Raw genomic sequence first — 3,933 nt, forward strand, 5'->3', positions numbered from 1 at the left:
CATGCGCACCGAAGCACTGCCGTTGCAAGCTCTCAACCAGGCGATCGTGTGTGCTGAGGAAACAACAGGTCTCATTCACCATTCGGATCACGGATCGCAGTACGTCAGCGTGGTCTACAACGAGCGGCTTACCCAACACGGCATTACAGCTTCCACCGGAACTGTCGGTGACTCCTACGACAATGCTCTTGCTGAAAACGTCAACGGATCCTACAAGAACGAGCTGATCCATACCCGCAGGTGGAATGACGTTGTCGAGGTAGAAATCGCGACGTTCGAGTGGGTGTCATGGTGGAACGAGACAAGGCTTCACCAAAGCTTGGGATACCGAACCCCGGTCGAGGTCGAAACCGAATTTTGGAAGCAGAACCCACCCCAGGAAATAATAGAAATCAAGGCAAACGCCTAGGAACAAAACCCGGGGCACTTCACTCTGGGTACTTTAGTGCCCAGAGGCTTATCTACATGGCACGTTCGCTACGGGTTCGTCGTTCTAACAGCCAGTCAGACAAGAAGGAACCGTGGCGTAGTTTCGGGATAGCCACATCGACGGTGCTGACCCGTGTATCCAGTAGTCGGTGGCGGTAGCCGTTGCGGTGGTTGACGCGGTTGTCGCTGGTGGTGCCGTAGTCAGCGCTGCCGACAGTATCGTCTTGGGAAGATAGAATTTGGTTGATGAAATCACCGAGCATCTGACGCGTCAGATCGGGTGATGCTTGAGTGAGTAGCTCTTCGAGGTATGCTTTTGGTTGCCAGTTGTGTCGGCACCGGGGGCTTAACTGTGAGAAGCGGGTCGAATAGCGGAGTTCTCCGCTAGGAGGTGTAAAAATTCCTCTGGGTCTTTAACCGTCAAGCGAATGGGTCTTCCGATATTGCGGTGTAGGAGGATATTTGCAGAACCGGCATGGAATGAAATAGTGCCATCCAGGAAGTGAACCCCAAACGTTTGGGATTCGAGTATGGGGCCCGAGGGAAGGATCTCCGCCCCCTTCAGAGATTCCAAACGAACGTTGCTAACTGGAATGCCAAGAACTGAAATCCGAAGGATTTCATCATTCAGCAACACCCCGACATTAAAGAAAATTGCCAGAGACACTAAAAGACCGCATGTGATAAAGGCGGTTTGATCTCTTCTGGTCAAGAAGTAGACACACAATAAGAGTACTGCGAAGATAAGTACGATCCGACTAAAATTATATCCAAATACTCTTGATCGATAACTTGAACCAGTCATGAATATCACTCAACTTCCTTCCAACTATCTTCATGGGTAGTAAGGCGAAAGTAGCTGCAGCTATGCCTTAAGGTCCTAATGTGTGTATAGCGTACACCCATCTGTACGCGCTGACCTGCGGCGTTGTGGGTTGTGCCGAGCGTGCTGCCGGAGTCCCTTTCAGTGTCCCTGGGGTAGGAGCGGCCGCATGAAGGTGCGCTCGTACCGCAGGACGCACTCGGACTCGTCTCGAATCCGGTCAGCGGCGATGAAGTCCGAGTGGGTGCCGAACAAGGTGCGGTACTGCTCGTAGGCAGCCAGGCTGGGGAAGCTGAACAGGGATTCCGCACGGTCACTCACACCTTCCGCGGGTAGGTAGTACCCGTGGTGGGTGCCGCCGTGTTCGTCGACATGCCGCATCCAAGCGCGGGCGAACTGTTCAAAGGCTGCGATCTGGTCGGGGTCGATGGTGTAGTGGACGACACAGGTGATCACATCCACAACGCTAGGCCCACAGGCGCTCATTGGGGAGCCTTTGTCTGTGCGCCTCGTGGTGCAGCACACCAATCTGCCTGGTTTACCTGCGGAAATGCGTCAGTTCGCCAAGTTGGCGCCGAGTTCAACGGTGAGAACTCCGACGGCGATGAGGAGGATGCCGAGGGCCATGGTTCGGGTGAGGGGTTCGTGGAAGATGACCCGGGCGAGGATCGCGGTGAGAGCTACGCCGGATGCTGCCCAGATGCCGTAGGCGACGCCAAGGGCCATGCCGTCGGCCAAGGCGAGACTTAAGGCGACGAACGCCACGAGATACCCCGCGATGACGCCGATGAACCATTTCTTCACCCGGCCACCGTCGGAGGCTCGTAGCGACATGGTCGCGACGACTTCGGACAAGATGGCGCCTGCGAGGAAGATCCATCTCATGAGTTGACTCCTGCTTCCTGGGCTGCGGTTTGCTGAGCTTTCTGGGAGCCGAGTTCGACGGTGAGGACACCGCTGATGATCGCAACCATTCCAAGACCCATCACAGCGGTCAGAGGTTCACCGAAAATCGCGGCGGATAGCACGGCGGCGAGCACGACCCCGCTGGCTCCCCAGATGCCATAGGCGACGCCGATCTGCATTCCTTCGCGCAGGCAGAAGGTGAGGAAGACGAAAGTGCCGATGTATCCGGCAGCAACCACGATGTACCAGGATGGGTGATTGAGCGCCGCCTTGAGAGACAGCGTCGCCGCCACTTCGGTAGTGATGGCGCCAGCGAGCAGGAACCACTGCTTCATGGGGTTGTTCCTTCGATCAGGGAGCGAATGCTGGAGACGACGGCTTCGAGATCCGCGCCGTGGAGGGTGGACACACCTGTGGCCTGGGCGCCCCAGAGTCCGTCGGCGGCGAGTCGGGCGGTGGTCAGCCTGGCTCGGGTGGCGGCGTCGAGATCGTCCGGGAGTTCGAGCCAGCGGCCCATCCGCGTAGTCCACGGTTCGGTGAGTTCGGGCCGATACGTCGCTTGGCCCCAGATGATGAACTCGGCGCGCTTGGCGGCCCCGTGGGCGGCGACGTGAACGTAGCTCAGGAGCCGCTCGGTGGCGTTGGCGTTCTCGAGGGGCTTGCCAAGGGTGGCAGTCATGTCGTTCTCGACGTTGGCCGCAGCGTGGTCGACGATCGCGGCGAGCAGTACGTCGCGGTTGCGGAAGTGATATAGCAATCCCGGTTTGGTGAGCCCGGCCTCGTGGGCCACTGCGTCAAGGGTAATGTCGCCACCCTCCGCTGCGTTCATGACGCGGAGGGCAGCTTCCAGGATCTCGGAGCGCTGACTGGTTCGCATATAGCTAACTTTACCATTTGGTAGGTGAAGCCTTCAACTGCGGGCGCTGGTAGGGGCACCTGGGGTACACCCCAAGCGAACAATTTGTGAATGAAAAAACTTCCTGTTCGCTAGGGTTAGTTCCAAGACTAACGGAACAGAACCGTCACTGCCTCTGGAGATCACTGAACAGTTGGGGGCGATCTCAGGACAAAAGGTGGGCTATGCCCGGGTGAGTTCGAAAGATCAGAACCTTGATCGTCAGATTGAACAACTCAAGGCAGAGAAGGTCTTCACCTATTACACGGATAAGGCCAGTGGTGGATCGCGTGAGCGCCCTGGACTTGATGAAGCAATGCGATATGTCCGTGCAGGAGATCAGCTTGTCGTCACGTCGATGGATCGGTGCGCGCGTTCACTGACGGATCTGTACGCCATTGTTGACGAGCTAGTCAGCAAAGGAGTGTCGGTGAAGTTCCTCAAGGAGGGACAGACCTACTCAAAAGACTCCACCCCGATCGCCAAGCTGATGCTAGGGCTGTTGGGTTTTGTTCAGTTGGGTAAGGCCGTGAAAGAGCTGGATCAACACCGTGAAATAGTTGAAAAAAATAACCCCGCAGGTTTCCCTGCGGGGTGTCGTTGTTAGAACGGTGCTTCGTCGTTGTCGGCGTCAGCGCCAGCCAGGGCGGCGTTCGCCGCCTCGCCTCCGCGACGGGCTGCGCGCGCAGCGGACTCTTTCTTGGAGTCGATCAGCTGCACGGTGTCGATACGGGCGACCAGCGGGTAGTGCTTCACACCGTCCTTGTCGGTGTAGACGTCGGTCTTCAGCGAGTAGCTCACTGCGACACGGTCGCCGGACCCGATGCAGCCGAACACGCCGGGGTTCTTCGCGTCCTGGACGTAGCCGGTCAGCTCCACG

Annotated in this window: 6 protein-coding genes and 2 pseudogenes; 2 read left to right on the top strand and 6 right to left on the bottom strand. The window is 57.5% G+C overall.

The genetic code is table 11. The features are described 5' to 3' along the window. Window positions 1-409: integrase core domain-containing protein (locus HMPREF2617_RS04235; protein ID WP_070571012.1), on the top strand; the 409-nt coding region annotated here is incomplete at its 5' end. A 55-nt stretch (window positions 410-464) separates the two neighbouring features. Here HMPREF2617_RS04235 and HMPREF2617_RS11625 read toward each other — a convergent pair. The 5 genes and pseudogenes from HMPREF2617_RS11625 to HMPREF2617_RS04260 all read right to left on the bottom strand — a co-directional run. Then, window positions 465-749: pseudogene (locus HMPREF2617_RS11625) on the bottom strand (transposase); the annotation flags it as partial. Between the two features lie 644 nt (window positions 750-1,393). Next, window positions 1,394-1,708, bottom strand: coding sequence for an NIPSNAP family protein (locus tag HMPREF2617_RS04245; RefSeq protein ID WP_174232238.1), 315 nt, complete (start codon window positions 1,706-1,708; stop codon window positions 1,394-1,396). 99 nt (window positions 1,709-1,807) lie between these two features. Further along, window positions 1,808-2,137 carry a DMT family transporter gene (locus HMPREF2617_RS04250; RefSeq protein WP_003849969.1) on the bottom strand — a complete coding sequence of 110 codons (330 nt, stop codon included), beginning with the start codon at window positions 2,135-2,137 and terminating at the stop codon, window positions 1,808-1,810. Continuing rightward, window positions 2,134-2,493, bottom strand: a complete 360-nt coding sequence (locus tag HMPREF2617_RS04255; protein WP_048733039.1) for a DMT family transporter — start codon at window positions 2,491-2,493, stop codon at window positions 2,134-2,136. The genes HMPREF2617_RS04250 and HMPREF2617_RS04255 overlap by 4 nt, the downstream gene beginning before the upstream one ends. Next, window positions 2,490-3,035, bottom strand: a complete 546-nt coding sequence (locus tag HMPREF2617_RS04260; protein ID WP_034666346.1) for a TetR/AcrR family transcriptional regulator — start codon at window positions 3,033-3,035, stop codon at window positions 2,490-2,492. Before HMPREF2617_RS04260 ends, HMPREF2617_RS04255 begins: the two co-directional genes overlap by 4 nt. A 196-nt stretch (window positions 3,036-3,231) precedes the next feature. Between HMPREF2617_RS04260 and HMPREF2617_RS04265 the strand changes: the two genes are divergently transcribed. Further along, complete coding sequence (locus HMPREF2617_RS04265; protein ID WP_256008564.1) at window positions 3,232-3,660, top strand: recombinase family protein; 429 nt, start codon at window positions 3,232-3,234, stop codon at window positions 3,658-3,660. Here HMPREF2617_RS04265 and HMPREF2617_RS04270 read toward each other — a convergent pair. Then, window positions 3,657-3,933 (bottom strand): annotated as a pseudogene (locus tag HMPREF2617_RS04270) (single-stranded DNA-binding protein); the annotation flags it as partial. The gene HMPREF2617_RS04265 and the pseudogene HMPREF2617_RS04270 overlap by 4 nt on opposite strands.

The organism is Corynebacterium sp. HMSC070H05 (genome assembly GCF_001837615.1).
Taxonomy (GTDB): Bacteria; Actinomycetota; Actinomycetes; order Mycobacteriales; family Mycobacteriaceae; genus Corynebacterium; species Corynebacterium coyleae.